This is a genomic window from Wolbachia endosymbiont of Rhagoletis cerasi, from assembly GCF_018454475.1.
GTDB classification, from domain to species: Bacteria; Pseudomonadota; Alphaproteobacteria; order Rickettsiales; family Anaplasmataceae; genus Wolbachia; species Wolbachia pipientis.
Genome location: NZ_JADCNC010000009.1, coordinates 113509 through 133827, shown reverse-complemented (window position 1 = coordinate 133827; position 20319 = coordinate 113509). Strand labels below are relative to the sequence as shown.

15 protein-coding genes and 1 tRNA gene are annotated in these 20319 nt (G+C 34.6%); 3 read left to right on the top strand and 13 right to left on the bottom strand.

The genetic code is table 11. From position 1 onward, the window contains the following. Positions 1 to 43 precede the first annotated feature (43 nt). Together dnaE and gltX are read right to left on the bottom strand one after the other, a co-directional pair. Positions 44 to 3373 carry a DNA polymerase III subunit alpha gene (dnaE, locus tag INQ25_RS03005; RefSeq protein WP_213863140.1) on the bottom strand — a complete coding sequence of 1110 codons (3330 nt, stop codon included), beginning with the start codon at positions 3371 to 3373 and terminating at the stop codon, positions 44 to 46. Between the two features lie 878 nt (positions 3374 to 4251). Then, complete coding sequence (gltX, locus tag INQ25_RS03000; protein WP_213863030.1) at positions 4252 to 5574, bottom strand: glutamate--tRNA ligase; 1323 nt, start codon at positions 5572 to 5574, stop codon at positions 4252 to 4254. Between the two features lie 214 nt (positions 5575 to 5788). Here gltX and ligA point away from each other — a divergent pair, with 214 nt between their 5' ends. Further along, positions 5789 to 7777 carry an NAD-dependent DNA ligase LigA gene (ligA, locus tag INQ25_RS02995; protein WP_213863029.1) on the top strand — a complete coding sequence of 663 codons (1989 nt, stop codon included), beginning with the start codon at positions 5789 to 5791 and terminating at the stop codon, positions 7775 to 7777. Positions 7778 to 7815: 38 nt separating this feature from the next. On the opposite strand, the gene dapA is transcribed toward ligA, so the two are convergent. The 10 genes from dapA to INQ25_RS02945 form a co-directional block, all read right to left on the bottom strand. Then, complete coding sequence (gene dapA, locus INQ25_RS02990; protein WP_213863028.1) at positions 7816 to 8697, bottom strand: 4-hydroxy-tetrahydrodipicolinate synthase; 882 nt, start codon at positions 8695 to 8697, stop codon at positions 7816 to 7818. A 9-nt stretch (positions 8698 to 8706) separates the two neighbouring features. Further along, positions 8707 to 9189, bottom strand: coding sequence for a single-stranded DNA-binding protein (gene ssb, locus INQ25_RS02985; protein WP_213863027.1), 483 nt, complete (start codon positions 9187 to 9189; stop codon positions 8707 to 8709). 67 nt (positions 9190 to 9256) lie between these two features. Continuing rightward, positions 9257 to 9330, bottom strand: a tRNA-Arg gene (locus INQ25_RS02980). A gap of 13 nt (positions 9331 to 9343) precedes the next feature. After that, complete coding sequence (locus INQ25_RS02975; protein WP_213863026.1) at positions 9344 to 10159, bottom strand: hypothetical protein; 816 nt, start codon at positions 10157 to 10159, stop codon at positions 9344 to 9346. Between the two features lie 4 nt (positions 10160 to 10163). Continuing rightward, a complete protein-coding gene (locus INQ25_RS02970; RefSeq protein WP_065094800.1) occupies positions 10164 to 10772 on the bottom strand; it encodes a hypothetical protein in 609 nt (202 codons plus the stop codon). Between the two features lie 4 nt (positions 10773 to 10776). Then, entirely contained in the window at positions 10777 to 12216 is a 1440-nt protein-coding gene (locus INQ25_RS02965; RefSeq protein WP_015589193.1) for a hypothetical protein, read from the bottom strand. A gap of 361 nt (positions 12217 to 12577) precedes the next feature. Further along, positions 12578 to 14323, bottom strand: coding sequence for a type I secretion system permease/ATPase (locus INQ25_RS02960; RefSeq protein WP_015589192.1), 1746 nt, complete (start codon positions 14321 to 14323; stop codon positions 12578 to 12580). Between the two features lie 690 nt (positions 14324 to 15013). Continuing rightward, on the bottom strand, positions 15014 to 15805 hold the full coding sequence (lgt, locus tag INQ25_RS02955; RefSeq protein WP_010962823.1) for a prolipoprotein diacylglyceryl transferase: 792 nt from the start codon (positions 15803 to 15805) through the stop codon (positions 15014 to 15016). A gap of 6 nt (positions 15806 to 15811) precedes the next feature. Further along, positions 15812 to 16261, bottom strand: coding sequence for an SsrA-binding protein SmpB (smpB, locus tag INQ25_RS02950; RefSeq protein WP_007548863.1), 450 nt, complete (start codon positions 16259 to 16261; stop codon positions 15812 to 15814). A gap of 120 nt (positions 16262 to 16381) precedes the next feature. Next, positions 16382 to 18445 carry an ankyrin repeat domain-containing protein gene (locus INQ25_RS02945; RefSeq protein ID WP_213863025.1) on the bottom strand — a complete coding sequence of 688 codons (2064 nt, stop codon included), beginning with the start codon at positions 18443 to 18445 and terminating at the stop codon, positions 16382 to 16384. Between the two features lie 68 nt (positions 18446 to 18513). Here INQ25_RS02945 and INQ25_RS02940 point away from each other — a divergent pair, with 68 nt between their 5' ends. Beyond that, positions 18514 to 19044, top strand: a complete 531-nt coding sequence (locus INQ25_RS02940; RefSeq protein ID WP_010962821.1) for a Na+/H+ antiporter subunit E — start codon at positions 18514 to 18516, stop codon at positions 19042 to 19044. Here the strand turns inward: INQ25_RS02940 and INQ25_RS02935 are convergent. Then, positions 19037 to 19453, bottom strand: a complete 417-nt coding sequence (locus tag INQ25_RS02935; RefSeq protein ID WP_010082489.1) for a hypothetical protein — start codon at positions 19451 to 19453, stop codon at positions 19037 to 19039. The genes INQ25_RS02940 and INQ25_RS02935 overlap by 8 nt on opposite strands. 304 nt (positions 19454 to 19757) lie before the next feature. Between INQ25_RS02935 and purN the strand changes: the two genes are divergently transcribed. Next, a complete protein-coding gene (gene purN / locus INQ25_RS02930) occupies positions 19758 to 20318 on the top strand; it encodes a phosphoribosylglycinamide formyltransferase (RefSeq protein ID WP_010082490.1) in 561 nt (186 codons plus the stop codon). The last annotated feature ends 1 nt before the right edge of the window (position 20319 follow it).

Genomic DNA, 20319 nt, shown 5'->3' with positions numbered 1-20319 from the left:
CTTCCTTTAATACCGATTAAATATTTCATTATATAAAGCTTTTTTATATAAGCAAGTTATTTATGTTAATTTCTACGCCTTTAATCCAGCTTAAGTTAGATATTTCATAAATAACTTGAGGAGCAATTGAGTATGCACCTGGTAATAAGATGCTCACTTTATGTTTTTCGAGAAGAAGTCTTAGCATTATTTTGGTTCTGCCTTCATCTTTCAATATTGCGTTTAATTCCATAGCGGCTTTTTGCGAATCCGTGCACTCAGTGGTGAGAACTAATTCTTTTATTATAGAAGTGACTCTTTTTGTAAATTCAGATATATCCTTGCCTGCTAATCTTGTCGTATTTTCCGAAGCTTCAAGATCAATTATCACAAATGTTCCTGGTGAAAATAAATCTCTTTTTTCTTCTATTATTTCATTATTATAGAATGCTATTTCAGAAACGTTATGGGGATCAGAAAGTGTGAGGATAACAAACCTTCCACGCTCTGAAGTTCTCATACGTGCATTTAATATTACCCCAGCAGTTTTTGCTGTTCTATTTTCTCCGATAAACCCAATATTTAACTTTTCCAGAAGAGTTCTAAATTTTTCAAGCGGATGATTAGTTAAATAAAATCCTAGTGAAAATAACTCATGTTCTAATTTTTCCTCTTCATCAAAATCTTCCACATTCTCAAGTTTCGGTTTGAGGACATCAAGACTACCAAACAAAGCAGCTTGACTTGATTCTCTATCCTGTTTGTTTTTATTTGCAAAGTAAATCAGCGTGTCCATTGACTCATATAGCTGCTTTCTGTTCTTATGCACGCTATCGAATGCTCCGGATTTAATCAGGCTTTCTAGCGCTCTCTTATTTATTGTATGACCTGAATTTTGAATGAATTCCCATATGTCCTTACAAGCGCTTGAATGTACGTTCACTATTCCTTCCGCTATAGAAAAACCAACATTCCTCAAGGCAGCAATACCATAACGTATGCGTTCATCCTCTATTGAGAATTCAGCTTGAGACTTGTTTATATCAGGTGAAAGAACGGTAACGCCACTAAACTTTGCTGCATGATAAAATAAATTCAGTTTATCTCTATCATCAATATTCAGATTCATTAGTGCTGTAAAAAATTCTAATGGATAATTAGCTTTAAGGTAAGCCGTTTGATAAGATATCACCGCATATGCTGCAGCATGAGATTTATTGAACCCATAACCAGCAAATTTTGCAACAAGGTCAAAAATATAACTTGCCCTGTCATAATCAACGCCATTCTTTGTTGCTCCTTGGATGAAAAGTTCACGTTGTTTATCCATCTCTTCCTTGATTTTCTTACCCATGGCACGTCTCAGCAGATCTGCTTCCGCTAAGCTATACCCGGAAAGAATACGGGCTATTTCCATCACTTGTTCTTGGTAAATTATTACCCCAAATGTCTCTTTTAATACCTCCTCAAGTAACGGATGAATATAATCTGGCTTTTCAAGTCCGTGTTTTCTTGCAACATAAGTTGGAATGTTATCCATAGGTCCTGGACGATAAAGGGAAATTAAAGCGATAATATCTTCAATGCAGTCCGGTTTTAGTTTAATTAAAGCTTCTCTCATTCCCGAACTTTCAAGCTGGAACACTCCAATTGAATCACCGCTTGAGAGTATCTCATAGGTTTTTTGGTCATTTAAAGGAACTGAAGAAATATCAATCTTTTTTCCATCACGATTAATTAAACGACATACATGATCTATTAGCGTTAGCGTACCAAGTCCAAGAAAATCAAATTTTATTAGCCCAGCTTTCTCTACATATTTCATGCTGTATTGAGTGATTGGCAGAGCCGAATTTGGATCATAATACACAGGAACAAAATTTTCTAATTTTTGATCGCATATTACAATTCCAGCAGCATGAGTTGAAACGTGACGATATATCCCTTCAAGCTTAAGAGATATATCAAGAAGCTTTGCAATTACCTCATCACTATCCCGTTCTTTCTGCAGATTTTGATCAAACTCTATCGCTTGCGATAAAGTTACAGGATTTACTGGATTAAATGGAACCATTTTAGATATTTTATCCACTTGAGAGTAAGGCATTTGTAATACCCTCCCAACATCACGCAATACTGCCCTTGCCTGCAATTTTCCAAAAGTGATTATTTGAGCAACATAACCGTACTTTTTCTGAACATAATCAATAACCAGGTCCCTTTTCTCTTGGCAGAAATCGATATCAAAGTCAGGCATCGATACACGATCAGGATTCAAAAATCTTTCAAATATTAGGCCAAACTTTATTGGATCAAGGTCTGTAATCTGCAAGCCCCAAGCAACAATTGATCCAGCACCAGAGCCTCTTCCTGGACCAACTGGAATGCCATTTGCTTTGCTCCAACGAATAAAATCAGAAACTATCAAAAAGTAGCCAGCGTAGTTCATCGAAGTTATCACACTCAGTTCGTAATTTAGCCGATCGTAGTATTGTTTAAGGTCTATGTCTGTCTCATTCGCAATACGGAATTCTAATCCTGCAACTGCCTGCTCCCTCAGTTCTTCATTCTCAGTTTTATTTTCTCTACAAGGAAATTTAGGCAAAATAGGCTGCCTGCTTCTTGGCATGTAAGAGCACCGCTTAGCTATCACTAAAGTGTTATGAATTGCTTCGGGAATGTCGCTGAACAGCTCCTCCATTTCTGCCACAGACTTGAAGTAATGCTCGGTAGTTAACTTCTTTCTGTTATTCTCCAGGGCATAACTCCCCTCCGATATACACGTTAATATATCATAAGCCTCATAGTCAGACCTATTTGGAAAAAACACATCGTTCGTTGCAACTAGTGGTATATTGCGCTGATAAGCAAAGTCTATCAAAGCTTCTTCAAGCTCTAGCTCTTTATTCAGCCCATGACGCTGCAATTCAACATATAAATGACCATTGAATGCTGAAAGCAGTTTTTCAACCGTTTCTTTATCTTGCCCCAACAATGGTTGAGCCAAACATCCACCGGTTAAAGCGATCAGACCCGTACTTAAATTCAATAGCTCATCAAAATCAACGTAAGGAATATCGCTGTTATTCTTGCGCTTTCTAAAAGACTCACTCACCAAAGTGACTAAATTAGTGTACCCTTGCTCATTTTTTGCAAGCAATAATATAGGTAAATTTTGTTCTGAATGTTTAACTATAATATTGCATCCTATTATTAGCTGTATTCCCCTACTTGCCGCATATTCTGAAAACTCGAGCGAGCCAAACAAGTTACCTGAATCAGTAATTGCAACCGCTGGCATTTTATTTCGCAAACAAAGGCCGATCAGCTCCTCAATTTTAACCGAGCTTTCAAGCAGCGAATAAACACTATGAACACGTAAGTGTATGAACATAAGAAACTTTAGATCAACAAAAAAGGATAACATTAATTTACTCATGAGAACATAATTTTCATGAGAACAAAAGCCTATAAAATTCTAAAATTAAAATACAAAAACTTACTTGACAAACTCCGCCAGCTCCCTTATCATGATAGTGAAGCTATTGTATTTGCTTTCGCCAATCTGCAGATTAAAAGGTAAGGATTACTTAATGTATCGGCGTCTTATGTTCAATTTTTTGCAGTATATAGATACTGTATGTCTTTACAAAACTTCATCTACATCTAGATTTTTATCTAAATAAGCTGAACGCGCTTATAAAGCGTTACAAGACATCAAAAAATGCCAATACTCGACAGAGATAGTAAAAGACTAGCTAACTCGGGGATTCTTTGTCTTTTTTTCTGCTTAGTAAATTTCTTAAACATTTGCAGCGTAAGTTAGTTGCAATTAAAAGCGGCTGAATCTCGCTTGTCAAGCGTTTAAAACATAAAAAACGCCAATATTTTAAAGCGGATAATAACCACGGGGCTTCTTTTGCCTTTTTTTTCATTTGGTAAATTTCTTAATGTTTATGGCTAAACGACAACCGTCATCCCGCTGCTTGTTAGCGGGATCTCTTGTTAGCGCCGCGGCGGTATGACGGTTCGTGGCGGCGTGACGATAAGCTCGTCATCCCGCTACGTGTTAGCGGGATCTATGTTAAGGTATGACGGTTAAGTAAGGGATCTATGTTAAGAGATACCGCGAATGAATCGCGGTATGACGGTTCGTGGCGGCGTGACGATAAGCTCGTCATCCCGCTGCTTGTTAGCGGGATCTATTGCCGAGATACCGCGAATGAATCGCGGTATGACGTAGGGATTGCATTAGCTATAATTCTTTAGTTTTCACTTTTCTTTTAACCTTGCAATGATATTTTCTTTGCCGATAAAAATTAATAATTTAGCGAGCTCTGGTCCTGTTTCTGTTCCTGTTAAAGCTAAGCGCAACTGCATAAATAGGTCTTTTGCCTTTATATCTACTGTGTGCCGAATAGTTGTGACCCACTCTGATAATGTGTTTTCATTATAATCGTCTTGAGGCAATGTATTGAGCGCGATTTTTATAAGCTCCTTATCAAGAATCACAGGCTCTATATCGGATTTGCATATTTTCCACCACTTGGCCACCTCAGAAAACCTTTCTATATTGTTCTTTATAAAATACCAAAACTCTGAGGAGTCCACTCCAATTTGATTTAAACGTTCTTGTATAATTTCAAATGGCATTTGTTGCAGCACTTTGCTATTTAGCTTGTATGCTTCACTCAAGCTAAATTGCGTACATGCTGAGCTAAATTTTTTAATATTAAATGAATCAATCAAAGATTGCATACAGGCGCAAGCTTCAATTGGATTGGATGTTCCGAGCTTCACTAAATAACTAACTAGTGCCATCGGTTCAATTTCATCTTCTTTTATAGATTTGATATCTAGCACGCCGGCTCGCTTGGATATCTTGCTATCATCAAAATGTAGCAGAGAAAGGTGAGCAAATGTAGGGATTTTCGCTTTTAATGCTTTAATCATTTGGAGCTGAACTGCGGTATTAGTTACATGATCTTCCCCGCGTACAACATGGGTTACATTAAAGTCAACATCATCAATAACAGAAGGTAACATGTATGTGTAAATTCCATCTTCTCTTTTTACCACAGGGTCACTTATGCTACTGGTTGCAATATTTATTTCACCTTTAACTTCATCATTCCATTTAACAACCTCATTTCTATCCAACTTAAATCTAAAATGTGGTCTTCTTCCTTCTTGCTCATAACTAATTTTCTCTTGCTCAGTTAGAAGTAACGCGCTTCTGTCATATACAGGGGGAAGTCCTTGTTTTAACTGCAATTTTCGTTTAATGTCTAACTCTTCTCTTGTTTCATAGCATGCATAAATATGCCCTTCTTTTATTAACTGCAAAAACACCTCATTGTAACGCTCAAAGCGCTCTGATTGCTTGAAACTTGCATCCCAATTGATACCAATCCATTTCAAATCTTGTATGATATCATTTATATATTTGACATCTGAACGCTGAAGGTCAGTATCATCAAAACGGAGTAAAAATTTTCCATTTTGATTGCGTGTGTACATCCAACAAACCAAGGCAGTTCGTACGTTTCCTACGTGGAGGTAACCAGTTGGGCTTGGAGCGAATCTTGTTAGCATTTAAATAGCAATATTGTTTACTCTAATTTATTTTAATTTTATATAAATATATGGCTAGAGCAAGCGAGATCTGCTAATACAATTGAGCAAGAGAAGAATAAGTATGGCTATAGCATTGTGGCACCTTTGATATTTGATGGATTAAGACCATATGATAAATTCAAGAAAATTCACAGCTTGACGACAAAGGCTAATGTAGCATTATATTGGTATCATGACTAACTTAGAAAAGATGAGAGAAAAACTGCAAGATCAAATAAATTATCATAATGTTTTGTATCACCAAAAAAATAAGCCAGAAATAAGTGATGCTGAATATGATGAACTGAAGAAAAAGTTAGCTGAAATAGAGCCAGAAATTTATGCAACACAAGATAGTGTTGGTGCTCCACCTGATGAGAGGTTTTCTAAGGTGGAACATCAAGAACCTATGCTTTCCCTTGAGAATGCTTATGATGAACAAGGTGTAGAGAAATTTTTGTCTAAAATAAAGAGGTTTTTAATTGAGGACAAAATAGAGATATTATGTGAACCAAAAATTGATGGGTTGTCGTTTTCTGCAATTTATGAGGATGGAAGATTTGTTAAAGCTGCAACTCGAGGTGATGGTTTTGTAGGGGAAGATGTCACTCACAATGTTGCAACAATAAAAGGCTTTCCTAAGTTTTTGCAAGTTGTGCAAGGAAGACTAGAAGTAAGAGGTGAAATATACATCGGTAACAGCGACTTTTTAAAGTTAAATGAAAACGATGAATTTGCCAATCCTCGAAATGCAGCCGCTGGTTCTCTGAAGCAATTGGATGCAAACATTACAGCAAGCAGACCTCTTAGATATTTTGCTTATTCTTTAATTGGTGGGGCAGAGAAAAGTCAAAGTGAAATACTAAATAAGCTTGAGGCACTTGGTTTTTGCGTAAATGAGCATCAGTCCTTAACGAGTAGTTTAGATGGAATGCTGAAGTTCTATAACGAGGTCTATAACTGTCGCTATAACTTGGATTATGATATTGATGGAATAGTCTATAAAGTAAATGATTTGGTACTACAAAATCGTCTAGGGAATACTCACAAAGCACCGCGCTCAGCACTTGCATACAAGTTTTCTGCGGTTTATGCAAAAACAAAGTTAAATAAAATATTTATACAGGTGGGCAGAACAGGGGTTTTAACTCCAGTTGCAGATTTAGTGCCAGTTAATATTGGTGGGGTGCTAGTTAGTAGAGCAAGTCTGCATAACCAAGATGAGATAAAACGTAAAGACATAAGAGAGGGAGATATTGTAACAATCAAAAGGGCAGGGGATGTAATTCCCCAGATCGTTGAAGTAAGCAGAGATTCTCGTCTTCCAAATACACCTGAATTTGTGTTTCCTGAAGTATGCCCTGAATGTGGTAGTAAAGTACGTCAGGTTGAGGGAGAGGCTGCAGTAAGATGTCCTGAGGAATTTGCCTGTAAAGCTCAAATAATAGAAAAACTAAAGCATTTTGTATCGAAAGATGCATTTGACATTGTTGGCCTTGGTGATAAGCAGATAGAGTTTTTTTACGACCTTGGTCTGATAAAACAAATCCATGATATTTTTACTTTAGAAGAAAAATTGGATGAATTTAATCTGGAAGAACAGTCTGGTTGGGGCAAGAAATCAATAGCTCATTTATTAAATGCTATACAAAGCAGAAGGGTAATAACTCTAGATAGGTTTATATTTTCTTTAGGTATTAGATTTATTGGCCAAGTTGCAGCAGAATTGCTTGCAGATTATTATGTTTCTTATGATAATTGGTATAATTCGATGATTGAACTGTCATCAGATAATACTGAGCTAGTAGGTATAGACGGCATAGGAAAAAAAGTAGCTGAATCTTTGGAATCATTTTTTTCTAAGGAACATAACATCAAAATGTTAAATGATCTTACTGCTTGTCTTCAAATTCTTTCTGTGAGCTCCAACTCTAGTGACTCTGTTTTAAATAATAAAATTATAGTGTTTACTGGTAAGCTACTTGCTATGAGTAGAGGAGAGGCAAAAGTAAGAGCCAAAATTCTAGGAGCAAAGGTCAGCTCACATCTTTCTGCTAAAACTGACTACCTAATTGCAGGAGAAAAACCAGGATCCAAATATAAAAAGGCAGTGGAATTAGGTGTAGAAATTTTAGATGAAGACCAGTGGCATAAAGTGGTAAATTCGGGAGTGTTCAAATGACACTTGGATTGTATATTAAATCAAAGTTGCAAGACTATTTAGAGAGTAGCCAATTCTTTCCATCCAAGAATCATTTTATTGACTTGCCTCAATTTTTCAACAGAAGGCAAGTCTTCTGTGCTGAGTGGTAGGCGGACAGTTTGATGTTCTATGAGCCCAATATCATGCAAAAGTGCTTTAGTGGGTATTGGGTTGCTGGCAATAAATAACGCTTCGCAAGCCTGTTGCCAGATATCTGCCTGAGGGTTCCTGCCATTGAGGCACTTCTTAACGTATTCATGCGCTATGCGTGGCCAAACATTGGCAGCAACGGAAACCAGGCCAGCCGCACCATAAGCGGCCGTATCAGATATCATATTATCATCTCCGCAAAAGACCTCAATATTTGGTGCAACTTTCTTATACTGAGTTAAAGTATCAACAGTGCCACTTGAATCTTTGATAGCCCAAAATTTTTCGTGACTAGATAAGTTGCGTACAGTTTCAGCGTGAAGACTCACTCCTGCTCTCGATGGAATATTGTAAAACATAACCGGCACATGTGCTTTCTCAAGCAGCTTTTCAAACCATAAAGTCTGCCCCATAATTCCGGGCTTTGCATAAATGGGAGTTGTCATTAGATAGCCATGAATAGGCATACCCTTGCAAAAATCAAGCCATTCAAGAGTCTGATATAGATTCACTCCTGGTACGCCAATTATAATTTTCGTATTTAATTTTAGCTTACATACGAATTCAACTAATGTACGCTTTTCAGAATCAGTAAGCGATAGGCTCTCACCTGTGCTACCTAGCAACACTACGCCATTTTCAGCTTTAACTTGCATTGTCAGTAAACGCTGCAAACTGCTATAATCTATACTATCTCCATTGCAATTAAAAGGAGTAACACAAGCAGTCCATAAAAATGTAGATTTCAATTTAAATTGTTAAAATGGTATTTCATCATCGAGTAGTTCATCTTTTATATCGTTGTCAAAACTTTCGTGTTTATCTTTTTGTCCTGTTTCACCTTGTTTGTATTCACTTGGCTTGTAATCAGAATTTGGCGCACTATTTCGTGAATCCAAGAGAGTAAGAGCGCTATTAAAATTATATAGAACCACCTCTGTTGTGTATCTTTCACCACCGTTTTGGTCAGTCCATTTTCTAGTTCTCAAAGAACCTTCAACATAAACTTTACTGCCTTTGCGTGCAAAATCTTTGACGATTTTTACTAATCCTTCACTAAAAATTACGATATTATGCCACTCTGTCTTTTCAGAGCGCATACCGGAAAGTTTGTCAGTCCAACTTTCAGACGTGGCTATTGAAAAACTTGCCATTTCTTTTCCATTTTGTGTAGTCCTAATTTCAGGATCTTTTCCTAAATTACCAACTAGTATGACTTTGTTTATGGTACCACCAGACATAATTATGCTCTAAATAAATCCTTTTATTATCTTATGTGAAAATACTATTGTCAAATTTAATTAAAAGTGCGCTTGGAGGGATTCGAACCCACGGCCTTTGCCTCCGGAGGGCAACGCTCTATCCAACTGAGCTACAAGCGCATATATATTTAAGTTATTTAATAGATAAGCCATCCAAGTCAAATTTTTGTTTTGGATAAAGCGTAAACATAATACTCCCATATCCAAAATATACATTTTGAGAATCATTCGCATGCTTTTTTATTGCTTTTTGATCTACGGTCCATACAAAAGTTACATAATTTTCAGTGACTGAGTGCACTTTTAAATCCTTAGTATTTATAAACAGTTTTCCATTTACCCATATTTTCCATGTATCGGGAGAAAGATATAAAATTGAGTCTAAACTCACTACCTTACAGTTGAAATTATCTGATACCTCCTCTTTTACAGCTCTTGAAGATCGTAAATTGAACTTTTCCATTTCATTGACCATTCTATTAACTGGCTCTTCATCAAAAAAAATGCTTTTTACGTTACTATATTGTGACAAAACGTCAAAGTCACTTTCCACTGCTTCTCTTATTATATCGTCCCGATCTGTATAGCTTAGTTTTTGATTGTTGATAAAGAAACACTCTTTTGCACGCAAATTTGCTATATCAATAAAATCGTCGATTTCTTGATTGCCAACTTTAAGAATACTTTCAAAATATCTTTTTTCTATCATCATTCCATACTGAGAATGATGACAAACCATTTCATCATTACCTTGTTTTTCTATATATACGCATAAATTTTCACTATTTAATCCTAATATTTTATGCTCAATAAAATCTTCATTGCCAATATATTGTCGGCAAGAATACTCCTTACAAATTTCTATGCTTTCTATGATATCTTCACAACTGCAATATGCATTAACATTGGAAATGAGTAGCGTAAAAATAAAAAACAGCTTTATGTTCATCACCTTATCTACTTAATATAGTATACCAATCAAAGACTATATTAGCTCTCACTATCTCTATCATATTACCATTCAAAATCTGATTCATAGTTGCAGCATCAATATTTCTCTGCTTATTTAAAATAAGAGATTTGATCATAACATAACCGGGCAGATTTGGAATAGACTGTAGAAATAAAAAAATATGCTTATCGCTGATTGAGCTTAAATTTAGGACCACTTCACTTTTTATTACTTTTGTGCGTTCACTTTTGTTGTGGAGCTCAACTTCTTCGGGTATAGAAATTGATATTTCAGGTTCTAATATATAGTACTTTTTATATAACTTGCTAAGCTCGAAATTTAAATTTGCAATGTATCTGCTACTATGTAAATTTGAAGAAGAAATTTTTTTCCATAAATCTAGGTTTTTATTTAGAACAACTTCCTTTTTTTGAATTCCAGTAATCTGTAAATTAATAGAACGTATTTTATCAATCGCAATTTGGTTTTTATTATAAATCTTTTCGTTATAGATAACAACATATGTTAATAACCCTATTAATCCAACAGATAATAACAAATACGATATAAACTGAATTGTAGCTTTTCTTTTTAATTGAGAGATAGTCATTAATCTACATTGCCTCTCCTATTTCAACATCAATAGATAGATTTTGCTCTTTAGCAGCAGGTAAGCTAGAAATATTAATGTCATAGGTACGAAAATTATCGTTTAAATTTTTTCGTAGTTTCTCGTATTGATGAGAAATATTTTTACCGGATTGAAAATTAAACTTTAAAGTTGTGGTAATATAACTTTTTGCCTCATTATAATTCCATTCAAATGATCGAAGCTCTATACCTGGTATTTTTAACTTTTCTACATACTTAACTTGTGTAAGAGGAGAGTATTCTATTTTTGATAAAATATTATTGATATTAATAAAATCATAAATTTCATCTATTTTTTTTACATTATAGCTTTGGCTAAGTTTTGTTAATTGGTTATTTAAGGTGTTCTGCTTTGCTGATAAATTATCAGCGACATTGAAATTTGAATACAAATTTAGCAAACAAAGGGTGTTTGTTATAACTAAAACCAGGGCGAAGTATAGAAAAATTCGAGGAGAGTTTAAATAAAGGTAATTGAATAGATAAAATTCTTTAGTTTCCTTTGTATTAAAAATAGCTGCTAATTTATTCTTAAAGCTATGAAACAAAATTATGGTATCGCAAAAGTTATCTTTTTCACTTATAGCTAGTTCTGCTCCTAATAGTTTGCCTAACTCATATGGAGTTAATATGTTCACACTGTTCTCTGAAAAATTTATGACTGATAAACTAGCTTTGATATCTTCTGACACTATGATACAAAGGTCGATAGGGTTATTTTTTTCAAACCCAAACTTAGTTAAGGATCGAATAGTATCTTGCACTTCCTGATATATTCCACCAGCGATAATTCCTGGTAAATTATCATTAGTAAATGATGTTAAGCGCGTAAATACCATTTTATTCTCTTTAAGAACCACTTGTCTATAGCCTCCCGTTTTAGTTGCAGCAACTATAATTTTCCAATTATTAGGATCTTTATGTAGAATCTTTTTTGTTATATTACTTATTTCTATAGGAAACATTAATATTCCCTTAAAGTTGGAGCCTATCTCAATAAACACATTCAACCAATATTCTACTAAATGCTTTGCTTTTGATGAAACAAGAAGATAGCACCAGTTTTGATTGAATTTGTTTGGCTTCTCAACCAAAAAAACTGAACTTATGTCATTATTACGAGAAAAATGCTCCATCTTTGTTTTTGCTGATAGATAGGCACTAATCTTGTTTGCCCTTGTAATAAACTGTAGCGAGTAATTTTGATCTGCATGATTAAGCACCAGGTATAAAGGTGCTTTTTTATCTGACGAAAGACATGAAATTAAATCGGAAACTGCTTTATCGTTTTTGCCCTTAACAAAATACCTTTTATTTAAAGTATTATTTTTAAAATATAGTAACATTATGCCTTCTTCTCCAATAGAAAGCATAAACTTACTTTTGGATTTTGAACTAAACATATTAACAAAGCATATACTTATCTAGAATTAAAAAGGCAATTTATTGAAATTCATTAAACGTTAGAGGGAAATATTGTTATAAATTTTCGCAGCAACATTATTTATATTATAATTTTTTTATAAAATTACCACTAATATTAAGTTATTTAGATAATAAATTAAGAAAATTCATTAAGACGAATTTGTTGTTTTTCAAATTGTAGGTAAACCTAAGCCACTTTAGCTATATCTGCCGATTGACTTTAATTAATAAGAGTTATTAATATATTTACTATTCTTGTAATATTATTTCTAATGGTAAAGAAATATATATTTTTCTGGAACAGTTGTTATTTCAGATACAGAATTTATTGTAAGTAAACTAACCATTTGCTGAAGAGCGCTCATCTTCTGTGGTACTTGATGATGGAGCAACTAATTTGCTCAAAATCTCATCTTTTGGTCCCATAGCGTAAATGACACCATCTGACATGAGGATCACCTTATCAACTACGGACAATAACGGTAGCTTGTGAGTGATGATAACAGTAGTAGTATTTTGTTTTCTTGCAATGCCAATTGCATTAATTAAGCATGCCTCTCCATTGCTATCTAAGTTAGCGTTTGGTTCATCAAGTACTAAAAGTTTTGTGTGACCATAAAAAGCTCTGGCAAGTCCAAGAAGCTGTTTTTGGCCGCCAGAGAGCGTTACTCCTCCAGGACCTCCTATTGTTGTATCATATCCATTTGGTAAGCTTAGTATTAGTTCATGTATTCCTGCAATTTTTGCTGCTTTGATTATTTCTTCAGGATTTGGATCTGGCCTCATGCGAGCAATATTAGCTTTGACACTAGTGTTAAATAACTCAATATCCTGAGGTAAGTAGCCAACATAATTACCAAAATTTTCTCGATTCCAAGTATATACATCAGCGCCATCTAGTCTGACTACACCAGATATTGGCTTCCATACACCAACAGTTAATTTTGCGATAGTGGATTTACCAGAAGCACTTGCACCAATAACACCAACTACATCTCCAGGATCTATAATGAATGATATTCCTTTTACTGTCGGCTTATTGCTTCCATAAGGAGTAAAAAATACTCTATCAAATTCCAATTTTCCTTCAGGTTCTGGTAGAGCCATCGTTTGCTCTCTTTTTGGCGATGTTAATATAAGTCTTTGTAGCCTTCCATATGACATTCTAGCCTGATTTAAAAACTTCCAAGTATGAACCGCAGCATCAAATGGTGCTAATACTCTACCCATTAAAATTGAAGCAGCGATGATGCTACCGGCAGTCTTATGAGCTGTGATTGCAAGTAATGCACCTGTTCCAATTACTGATATTTGCAGAGTTGAGCGCAAAAACTTAGTGATTCCAGTAATTACATTAGAGCGATTTTGTGCTTTAATTTGCATTGCTCGATTCTGATCATTTCGTTTACACCAATCAGAGACTATGAATTCTGACATGCCCATAGCTTCAACCACTTCTGCATTTCTTGTTGCAACATCTATAGCATTGATATTCCGTATAGTTTCTTCGTTGGTTTCTTGTAATATTCGTTTAGTGGCAAGTTCATTCCATATTGCCATAGAGACTAATATAATAATTCCAGTAATAGCTATAAACCCCGTGGAGGTATGTATCATGAAAATCACAACAAGGTAAATTAACGACCATGGAGTATCAAACAGTGAGAATATACCATTTCCTGTAATGAAATTTTTTATCACTCCGAGATCTCGTATTGCTTCACCACTTGAAGTTGAGCTCTGCACTGACGTTAGCCTGATTGACCTTACTATCAGATCTGGTGTTGCAGTTTTATCGATCCAATCACCTATTTTTGCCATGGCTAAATATCGACAAGTTTCAAGCATTGCAGAACATGCAAATGCAGATAAAGTGATAATTGTCAGCATAGTTAGTGTTGATACACTTTCGCTCGATATCACCCGATCAAGCACTTGAGAGGTATAAAGTGGTAGGAATAACATTAATAAATTGATTCCCGCACTAAACCAAAAGATAAACCAAAATGCACTTTTGCATTTTTCTAGGCAAACATATAGAGTACTTTGCTTCAATTCTTTTTTTATTGATGGCGTAATTTCCACAATCTTCCTCTTAATTTGATTACATGCACCATATACAATTTTTATTACAAAAATATTAATAACGGTAGTTAGCTTACTTTAAGTGAGTAAAATATTAATATATGTGAATAGGAAATATAAACAATGGTAAAAAGAAGTATAGTTAATATTTCCTTCATTGCCTATAGCGAAGCTACGTCATACCGCGATTCATTCCATAGCTGTACGAACATTCATTTTTGAAGGTAAACTGCACAGCAAATGGTGTCATGAAAGTAGCTGACACTGGGATGGCTTTGTTGCATCGCTACTTATGAAAGGCTAACTATAATTAGGATTATAAGCAACTTATTGAAAATCTTGTTTTTTTGCAATCAATCTGATCAAATTTAAGAATAGTAATTTGTTATTTATATTAATAAATTTAATTCTATTGAAAATAGCTAAAGCATTGAAATTCTTGAATTTTAGCCAGATTAGTGAGTGGTAGTGAAATTTCTTTTACTCAAATTTAGGTATTCACTGACCGTTCTTGTTATAAATACCAGAATAATAAGCTACTGATATTCTCCACCTTTTTTATCTTTAATCCATCATAGCTAGCGATGCAACAAAGCCCACCGATTCATTCTACTGCAACGCAGAAAATTCGTACAATTGTGCATAATGTGGGGCTTCTGGCTACATTTTTCTATTGAACTCACCTTTTCTCTATGTGACAGATTTCGTATTAAATTTTAAATTTAATGCGCCTAGATATACAAGCATTCCTAGCAAAACCATAGGTATAGAAAGCAACTGCCCCATAGTTAAATCAAGCCACAAATAGCCAATTTGATAGTCTGGTTCGCGAAAAAACTCAACGAAAAAACGTGCTATTCCATACCACATAACTGCAATACCAGTTAACGCACCGTGATACAGTCTTATTCTAGTTAAGAAAAACAGTGAATTTGCAACTGCAAAAAGTAGCAGTCCTTCAAAAAGTGCCTCATAAAGCTGGCTTGGATGATGCAGCAAATTATCACCACTCTCTGGAAATACCATACCCCATGGCATAGTTGTAACTCTGCCAAATAACTCTCCGTTTATAAAATTGCCTATGCGACCTAAAAATAAACCTATGGGAACTCCGCAAGAAACTAGGTCCAGTGCATAAAATGTAGGGATATTATGTCTTTTACACGAAATTATTACTGCAAGCAAAACTCCTATAGCACCACCATGAAATGACATCCCTCCTTCCCAGGTCTTCAATATCTCAATAGGGTTGCTTATATAAAGAACTGGATCATATATCAATACGTAGCCAAGTCTACCTCCAAGGATAATACCTACAATAGTGGCTGTTAATAACGAATCGTAAAAATTCTTAGTAAATATTTTTTGGTCATCTAGCTTATGTAAATACCAATATGCAAACACTATACCCAAAACGTAGGCTAAGGAATACCAATATATAGAAACAGGACCGATGCTGAAAATTACTGGATTTAAAGACATATTTTGCTATAAATTATTCTTAGACAATCTACTTTTTTCACGATCCCACTCTCTCTGTTTTATGGTTGCTCTCTTATCGTAGAGTTTTTTTCCTTTTACAATGGCAATTTTAGTTTTTGCAAATCCTTTATCGTTAAAATAGACCGAAAGCGGCACAACAGTTATCCCAGCAGTCTTGATTTGACCAATTAGTTTATTTATCTCCTTTTTATGCAAGAGTAATTTACGTTCCCTTTTTGGTTTATGATTTTTTCGGTTCGCAGCTTTATATTCTGCAATATGCATATTGTGCAGCCATACTTCGCTATTCTTTTCAACAACGTAGGCGTCGGAAATATTTACTTTTCTTTCTCTTAGCGATTTAACTTCACTGCTTAATAAGACCATACCCGCTTCAAATTCTTCTAAGATGAAATATTCAAACCTTGCTTTCCTATTTTCTGCAATAACTTCCATATCTAAAGATATCTTTAAGCTTCAATATATTACAGAGTTTTTGACTTAATTCATAATAAAACAGTTATCCCAATAAATATAAGGTGCCAGGCTAGTCTGATAGCAACAGGATAACAAAAATCAAATAAGTGCTTTTTCTGTCTCTCTAGGCACAGGTTCCTTTACTTCTTTCATTTCAGGTTTAGGCTTTGACATTTCAGGTTTAGGCTTTGACATTATATATTGACCAGCACCAACTATGAGCGCAGATCCTGCAGCTAGTCCAATTATTGCTGGTACAGATAGGGCAGTAGCAAATGCAAGTGCAACACCAACTATCACTGCAGTTACAAAACACACAATAACACCTTTTACAATTGCATTTTTTGCAGATTGTTCTTTTTCTTTCACAATTGCATTTTTTCCAACCTGTTTTTCTTCCTTTTTCTCTGGAAGCTGCATTACATCTTTATTTTCAGTAAGATCCTTTGGCGTTTTTTTATTCTCATTTTTTAACGTTTGCTTTTTTTCCGCTTCCTCTAAAAGCTGAATTATACCTTGATATTTAGTAAGGTCTCTTGGCGTTTTTCCATCAACATCTTTTAATGAAGGGTCTGCTTCAGTGTGTAGCAGAACTTCCACCACTTTTATTTTGCCATTTTCAGCAGCAAGATGTAAAGGAGTACGTCTATCACCATTGTTTGCATTAACCTCTGCTCCTTTTGCGATTAGAGTTTTTACTACATCTTCGTGGCCATTTTTAGCAGCAAGATGTAAAGGAGTACGTCTATCACCATTTTTTGCCTTAACCTTTGCTCCTTTTGCGATTAGAGTTTTTACTATATCTTCGTGGCCATTTTCAGCAGCAAGATGCAAAGGAGTCCATCTATCAGCATCCTTTATATTAACATCTGCTTTCTCAACTAGAATTTTTACTACCTCTATGTGGTTATTTTCAGCAGCAAGATGTAAAGCAGTACATCTATCATCATTTTCTGCATTAACCTTTGCTCCTTTTTTGATTAGAATGTCTACTACATCTTTATGGCCCTCTCTGGCTGCAAGATGTAAAGGAGTCTCGTCCACAATACCTTCTGCATTAACATCTGCTTTCTCAACTAGAATTTTTACTACCTCTATGTGGTTATTTTCAGCAGCAAGATGTAAAGGAGTACATCCATCATCATCTTTTGCATTAACATTTGCTCCTTTTGCAATGAGAATTTTTACTACATCTTCGCAGCCCTCTCTGGCAGCAAGATGTAAAGGAGTACATCCATCATCATCTTTTGCATTAACGTTTACTCCTTTATTTAATAGGTTTTTCACCTCCTCCTCATTATTATGTTTAACAGCTGAATGCAAAGCTTTGATGTTCTCTTGTGCCTTTAATAGAGCTCCTTTTACCACTTCATGGCCTTTTTGAAAAGCAAATGTTAAAGGAGTCCATTTATAATGATCTTTCGCATTAACATCTGCTCCTTTTTCAATTAGAGTTTCTACTATATCTTCGCGGCCATTTGCAGCAGCAAGATGTAAAGGAGTCCACCCATCACTATTTTTTGCATCAACGTTGATTCCTTCTGCTTTTGATAGAACTTGTACTATCTCTTTGTGGCCATTTGTAATAGCAAGATGTAAAGGAGCCCATCCTTTATCATTTTCTGCATTAACATTTGCTCCTTTTCCAATTAGAGTGTTTACTACATTTTCGTGGTTCTTTTCAACAGCAAAATGTAAAGAAGTCCATCCATCACCATTTTTTGCATCAACAATTGCTCCTTTTCCAGTTAGAATGGTTACTACATCTTCGTGGCCATAGTGAGCAGCAATATGTAAAGGAGTAATTTTATTATCATGTTCTGCATTAATATCTGCCCCGTTTTCAATCAGAGCTTTTGCTACATTTGCACAGTTCCAATAAGAAGCAAGATGTAACAATTTGACTTCCTTAGAATTTTGACCACGAGATATAGTAAATATGTAATTTATGCCAGATCCACTATCGTTGTCAGGTTTACTCTTTTCCCACTCTTGACATAAATCTGGATCTTCTTCTTGTAACTTAGCTTTTATTTTTTCAACTATATTGTCCTTGCTCAAATCTGAAAGGTCATTTATTTTTTTTAATATTTCCATAAATTTGTCATATTTCATAACTTCCTCACTTAAAATACATAACTTAGTTGTTATATCTTTTAACATAGAAGTCAAGAACCTAAATATTCGTTATTATCTTTCCTTAAAGAGTCATTTAAGTTATATTACAGACTATGAAAAACCTCAACTTTAGGAAGGAAATCAAGTTTTTTTCTCTGTCATTTATAATTTTATTTGTTCTATGGACTGTATTGTCTGGTTATTTTGAGCCGTTTTTTATTTTTTGTGGAGTGTTTTCCTCTATATTCACATCGTTTATCTTTAGAAGGTTGATAAACGCTGAAAGAGCTCTTAGCCAGATTTTAAATAGTACGAGTAGACTGTCGTTTTATAAGTTAGTAAGTTATATACCATGGTTAATGTACCAAATCATTTTATCAAGTGTTTATGTAACAAAAAAGGTGCTACAACTCAAATCTAAGCTTGAGCCAATCATTATTCTAAGAAAATGCAAAGGGCATAATGATGAAAGCATTGCGTTATTTGCCAATTCAGTCACAATCACTCCCGGAACTTTAACTATCAATGTTGAAAGTAAGCAGAAAACATATTTCTCTACCATGTATTTGATAGATAAAGATCTTGAAAGCGGCATTTCTGAAATAGAAAATAAAATCTTAAAAATACTACGTTCAGTTAAGTAATTGCTTTAAATAAGTTAACAGCATCCTTATATTCCCTTACAAGACTTTCAAGCATTTCTTTTGGAAGGCTATTGTTAACAATAGAACATAAATAATTATACAAATCTTCTAACCTTAATACGTTATTTCTCTTCTTGCTGTTGAATTTATACGGAAAAATACCTTCCATAACTTCAATAGTAGTAGCCTTGTTTAAAAATACATTTTCACTTGTCACGCTTATTCTTGCTAAAACAGTGTTAATTTCAGGTTCGTCACTCGTATAAAAATCTGATAGCTGAGTTATTCTAATAACGTACAAAGTTACTATTTTTGACAAGCAATTATCAGCATATTCACAATTTTTTATTACCTCCCACTGAGTAACCTGAGATTTACCTATTTTTGCATTGTTCGGTAATTTACTCATTGAACTTTCTCCATTTAATCCAGTGTAATAAATTATACTAATACTTTGTTAAATAAATAATAACGCGATTACAAAAATATATACTTATAGTAGTATATTATACAAAAATAGCACAATATCTAAGCATTAAAGCTAGTTTTAGCTGGGTACATGGGGCTATTCGTTATTTTGTGTTGTCCAGTGAGGTCCAAAATTAGAGGTCCACTTATATAAAGAGTTTAGTCTGCCTTCTTTGCTATAAAATAAGTTTTCCTTTTGAGCTGTTTTGTTAGTATTAACTAAATTCTAAACTAACTGTGCTATAATGAAAAAGATAAAACTCGGAATACTAATTTCAGGTAGGGGGTCGAATATGCAGGCCTTAATAGAAGCATGTCAAGATCAGAATTTTTCCGCAGAAGTTGCATGTGTTATCACAAATAATAGCGAAGCTGCTGGTCTGAAAATAGCAGAGCAAGCAGGAATCTCAGCGTTTATTGTTAAAGATAAACCGCTTGATGCTGGTAAAATTCACGAAATACTTGTTCAACATAAGGTTGATTTAATTTGCCTTGCAGGGTTTATGAGAATTCTCAAAGCTGATTTTCTGAGTAAATGGCATAACAAGGTGATAAATATTCATCCCTCTTTACTTCCGTCTTTTAAAGGCCTAAACGCTCAAGAGCAAGCTCTAAAAGCAGGTGTAAAAATTACAGGTTGTACTGTACATTATGTCACTCCTGAAGTTGATGCTGGAGCCATAATTGCTCAAGTTGTTGTACCAGTGTTACCAGCTGATGATATTCAAAGCCTCTCAGAACGCATTCTAGCTGAGGAGCATAAGTGTTATGTAGAAGCAGTAAGGTCAATAGCAGAAGATATATGAC

Bases quoted from the DNA above. Each gene is read 5' to 3' on its own strand.
- dnaE (WP_213863140.1), bottom strand. From the start codon at position 3,373: ATGTTCATACACTTACGTGTTCATAGTGTTTATTCGCTGCTTGAAAGC.
- gltX (WP_213863030.1), bottom strand. From the start codon at position 5,574: ATGCTAACAAGATTCGCTCCAAGCCCAACTGGTTACCTCCACGTAGGA.
- ligA (WP_213863029.1), top strand. From the start codon at position 5,789: ATGACTAACTTAGAAAAGATGAGAGAAAAACTGCAAGATCAAATAAAT.
- ssb (WP_213863027.1), bottom strand. From the start codon at position 9,189: ATGTCTGGTGGTACCATAAACAAAGTCATACTAGTTGGTAATTTAGGA.
- INQ25_RS02975 (WP_213863026.1), bottom strand. From the start codon at position 10,159: ATGAACATAAAGCTGTTTTTTATTTTTACGCTACTCATTTCCAATGTT.
- INQ25_RS02970 (WP_065094800.1), bottom strand. From the start codon at position 10,772: ATGACTATCTCTCAATTAAAAAGAAAAGCTACAATTCAGTTTATATCG.
- INQ25_RS02965 (WP_015589193.1), bottom strand. From the start codon at position 12,216: ATGTTTAGTTCAAAATCCAAAAGTAAGTTTATGCTTTCTATTGGAGAA.
- lgt (WP_010962823.1), bottom strand. From the start codon at position 15,805: ATGTCTTTAAATCCAGTAATTTTCAGCATCGGTCCTGTTTCTATATAT.
- smpB (WP_007548863.1), bottom strand. From the start codon at position 16,261: ATGGAAGTTATTGCAGAAAATAGGAAAGCAAGGTTTGAATATTTCATC.
- INQ25_RS02945 (WP_213863025.1), bottom strand. From the start codon at position 18,445: ATGTTAAAAGATATAACAACTAAGTTATGTATTTTAAGTGAGGAAGTT.
- INQ25_RS02940 (WP_010962821.1), top strand. From the start codon at position 18,514: ATGAAAAACCTCAACTTTAGGAAGGAAATCAAGTTTTTTTCTCTGTCA.
- INQ25_RS02935 (WP_010082489.1), bottom strand. From the start codon at position 19,453: ATGAGTAAATTACCGAACAATGCAAAAATAGGTAAATCTCAGGTTACT.
- purN (WP_010082490.1), top strand. From the start codon at position 19,758: ATGAAAAAGATAAAACTCGGAATACTAATTTCAGGTAGGGGGTCGAAT.